General features: G+C 65.4%; 4 protein-coding genes and 1 pseudogene. 1 reads left to right on the forward strand and 4 read right to left on the reverse strand.

Features of this window, described 5'->3' with window-relative positions; genetic code table 11:
- Positions 1-159 precede the first annotated feature (159 nt).
- The 4 genes and pseudogenes from ACFQ79_RS40525 to ACFQ79_RS40540 all read right to left on the reverse strand — a co-directional run bounded on the left by ACFQ79_RS40525 (position 160) and on the right by ACFQ79_RS40540 (position 2461).
- A pseudogene (locus ACFQ79_RS40525) lies at positions 160-930 on the reverse strand (transposase).
- A gap of 43 nt (positions 931-973) precedes the next feature.
- Positions 974-1204, reverse strand: a complete 231-nt coding sequence (locus ACFQ79_RS40530) for a hypothetical protein (protein ID WP_383593369.1) — start codon at positions 1202-1204, stop codon at positions 974-976.
- A gap of 354 nt (positions 1205-1558) precedes the next feature.
- Positions 1559-1912, reverse strand: a complete 354-nt coding sequence (locus tag ACFQ79_RS40535) for an STAS domain-containing protein (RefSeq protein WP_383593372.1) — start codon at positions 1910-1912, stop codon at positions 1559-1561.
- Positions 1913-1984: 72 nt separating this feature from the next.
- Positions 1985-2461, reverse strand: a complete 477-nt coding sequence (locus tag ACFQ79_RS40540; protein ID WP_383593375.1) for an ATP-binding protein — start codon at positions 2459-2461, stop codon at positions 1985-1987.
- A gap of 569 nt (positions 2462-3030) precedes the next feature.
- Here ACFQ79_RS40540 and ACFQ79_RS40545 point away from each other — a divergent pair.
- Positions 3031-3433, forward strand: a 403-nt coding sequence (locus ACFQ79_RS40545) for a transposase (protein ID WP_383593378.1), incomplete at its 3' end; no start/stop codon positions are given.

Genomic DNA, 3433 nt, shown 5'->3' on the forward strand with positions numbered 1-3433 from the left:
CAGCAGACCGCAGACCTGAGCCCTCGATGACAGAGGTGAGCACCGGCCCCGCCGCAGCCTTCGACGTCTCACCGCCTACCGTGCACGAGCTCGTAAGGGTTGTCACGTAAAGATCTTCGATTCAGTGGCCCGCGATCGGCTGCTGTCCGCTCGGCTCACCTATCGGCCGAGTGCGAGGTTGTGCAGGCGGGCGATGCCCCTCATCGCGTGATGGACGCCGTCGCCCTTCAACCGGCAGTCTCGGAGGATCTTTCAGGCCTTCATGCGGGCGAAGGCCTGCTCGACACGGGCGCGGACCTGGCGGTGGGAAGCGTTGTGCTCTTCCTTCAAGGCCGGCAGTTTGCTCTGCCCGTGCTCGCGGCGGTGCGGGATGACCAGGCCGGTGCCCCGGTAGCCGCCGTCGGCGATCACGGTGGTGTTGCCGACCGAGTTCTTGGCACCGGACAATGCCCATGCCTTGCAGTCGTTGCGGTTGCCGGGCAAGGGCCGTCCGACTACCACGACGCGCCGGGTGTCGGCGTCGATGACGACCTGGTGGCTGGTGGAGTAGCGGTAATTTTTCGACCGCTCGGCCACCGTGTGGTCGCGAGTGGGGACTAAGGTGCCGTCCACGATGAGGACGGTGCTCTTGCGGAATCGCCTGCGGGGCTTGAGCGCGAGCAGGGGTCCGAGGTGGCCAACGATGCGGTTGGCCGCGGACTTCGAGACGCCGAACAGCGGGGCGAGCTGCCGCAACGTCAAGTTGGTGCGCCAGTAGGCCGTGACCAGCAGCACCCGATCCTCCAGCGGCAGGCTCCACGGCCGGCCTCTGCGAACCGCGTCAGCCCCCTCGTGCCGCAGCTGTGCCACCAACGTGCCGAAGGAGCGGGGGCTCAACCCGGTGAACGGGGCTATCCAGGACGGCTGCGACGCCGTGATCACACCAGCCACTGCGGGAGCCTCACACGGTTCTCGCCGTGGGCTGGTGTGTTGATCACTTGCTGGACAGGCGAAGGTCACCGGACCAGGTTTCACATCGGACACGGCCGGAGTCGAAGGTGATCTCCAGTGCGATCCGCCCGTTGTCCTGGACACTCTCTTCGCTGACTGCCAGCACCGTCGCGCCGAGGTGATCCGCTAACGGGGTCTCACCGCTGATCGACGCCACCTCGACGCGGCCTGACTCCGCCATGTCGTATCCCGCGAAGGGGTCCGATGCCTCCACGATCAGGCACCAGTCCGAACCGGTCGTGCCGTCAGCGGCACCGTTGGCCGCTCGGCGCAGGAGCCTGCAAGTTCGCTGCCTCGTCTTGGCATGGGCGGAATATAAGGCCCCTGCGAGCCAGGCCGACCAAGTCCCATTCATCCTGGAGTTTCAGGACCTTCTGAAGCAGTCGGTCACGGACTTCGGCCCGGACCAGATTAGGACCGCCGGTGCACTGTCAACTTCAAAGTCCCTGAAGCAAGGCGGCATCGCAGGCCAGGGACGCCCCTGGCGGTAACCGACGGCAGTCCGTTGCACGCGCTTGCTTCTCCGTCGGCGGGGGTGCCCGGGCCGATCAGATCGACGTTACGGCTGTCAGTTCTGGAGAACAGGCGGGGTCCATGGAGAGAGGGATCTGAGTCGGGCGAGGGTGTAGCGGAGACGGGGATGCAGGCCGACGAGATGCAGGCTCGTGTGGGCTGCATGTACCCGGTCGGAAAGCCGCCGCAATGCATGCAGGCCGGTCATGTCACAAAAGACAAGCCCGGCGAGATCGAGGCAGAGAATTTCTGGCTGTCGCGCCAGCACAGCAGCCACTGCCTGGTCGACGAGCGGGGCAGTGGCGATGTCGAGCTCCCCGTCGAGTCGGAGCAGCGCAGCCTCGCCCCACCACAGGGTGTGAGCATGCAGCAGTTCATCTGCTTGCACAGCTGCCTCCGGCCTTTGCATGGGACAGAGTGATCTCTCGTCCTCCTCTTCCGGCGTCGGGGGTGGGGATTCCTCCAGAATGGCAGATAGTTGTCAGGCTTCGTCGAGATCAGCCCAGTGGTCGATGAGTCCGTCGGCTCCGGGGACGGATTCAGTGCCGGATCCGGTGTGGTCGGCCAGAGCAGAAACGATCAAGTCGCCGCGGCCGTGTTCGTCGTCGGGCCGGTCGGCCGCCCAGTTGCTAGGGACCGTTTCGGTTCGAGGACCGCCATCAGTGACGTGGATCTGGACACGGCCCGACCCATCCGCCGAGCCGTACAGGTTCAGAACGACTGGTGGCAGGGCATGCGTGACAGCATTGGTAACCAGTTCGGAGATGACCAGCAGGGTGTCGTAGATCCGGCCGTCGCGAAGCCCCCATGCTTCCAGAACTGAGCGGGCGGCGTGGCGGGCGGTAGCTGGTGCGAGCGGCCCGTGGTCCAGGGTAAGGCTGAACACACGCTGGCCAGGCAGCGCAGCATGCAGCACGGGGCGCTGCTGTCCCGTACGGGAGATCGTGGTCGTCGTCATCGGGATCACTGCCTCTCCGGTACTGGGTCGGAAACCTTCTCTGTACTTCCAGCAGACTCCCGAATGGCACAGAGTCCCTGAGCAAGCAGTACCCAAAAGCGAAAAGAGGGACGTCGTCCGGATGGCAGAGATGCCTTCACCGGGGGGAACGGGGGCCTCGCATGGCCCCACCCGCGAATGACGCCGGGCTCGCACCCTGGTAGCGCGGGCGGCACTCCATGCTGTTGCCCCGCCGGCAGCACGGCTCGGCCGGAGCATCGGCCGGTGCCGACGCGCACCTTTATGACGCCTTCAAGAGACCTGGGCTCCCACGGATAGCACCGCTTCCGGGCCTTGACCCCGAATCCTGGAAACGGGTTATGCGACTTGGGCCAGCGTAGTTGATGTTGTTGTGGCTGCTGTCTCGTAGGCGATGGGGCTGCGGTGTCCGAGGCGGGAGTGACGGCGTCGGGTGTTGTAGCGGTGGAGCCACCGGAATGCGTCGAGGCGGGCTTCGCGCTTGAAGCTTCCCCTTGATCGTGGACACCTGGAGACTGGGGCCTGAGCGGTTCCAGAGGAAGTAGCGCCGGGTGGGAAGTAAGTACACGAAGCGGTACTCGGACGAGTACAAGCGGGACGCCATCGAACTCGTGCGTTCGTCGGGGCGGACGGTGACCGAGGCCGCCCGCCAACTCGACGTCAGCGCCGAGTCCCTGCGTGCTTGGGTCAAGAAGGCCAAGGCGGCCGAGGCCGCAGAGACCGGCGGGAGCGCCGCGTCGCTCGGCGGCGGAGACGAGCGGGACGAAGAACTGAAGCGGCTGCGGAAGCTCACCGTCGAGCAGGCAAAGACGATTGAAATCCTAAAAAAGCGACGGCCTTCTTCGCGAAGGAGAGCGATCGGTGAGCGCGATATGCCGGTTCATCCATGCGGAGAAGGCGAACTTCACGATCGCTCTGCTGTGCCGGGTGATGAAGACTGCCCGCTCCACCTAC

This window comes from Streptomyces sp. NPDC056480 (genome assembly GCF_042795405.1).
In the GTDB taxonomy this organism is placed as follows: domain Bacteria; phylum Actinomycetota; class Actinomycetes; order Streptomycetales; family Streptomycetaceae; genus Streptomyces.

Coding starts and splice junctions, on each gene's coding strand:
- ACFQ79_RS40540 (WP_383593375.1), bottom strand. CDS start 2,461: ATGACGACGACCACGATCTCCCGTACGGGACAGCAGCGCCCCGTGCTG.
- ACFQ79_RS40535 (WP_383593372.1), bottom strand. CDS start 1,912: ATGCAAAGGCCGGAGGCAGCTGTGCAAGCAGATGAACTGCTGCATGCT.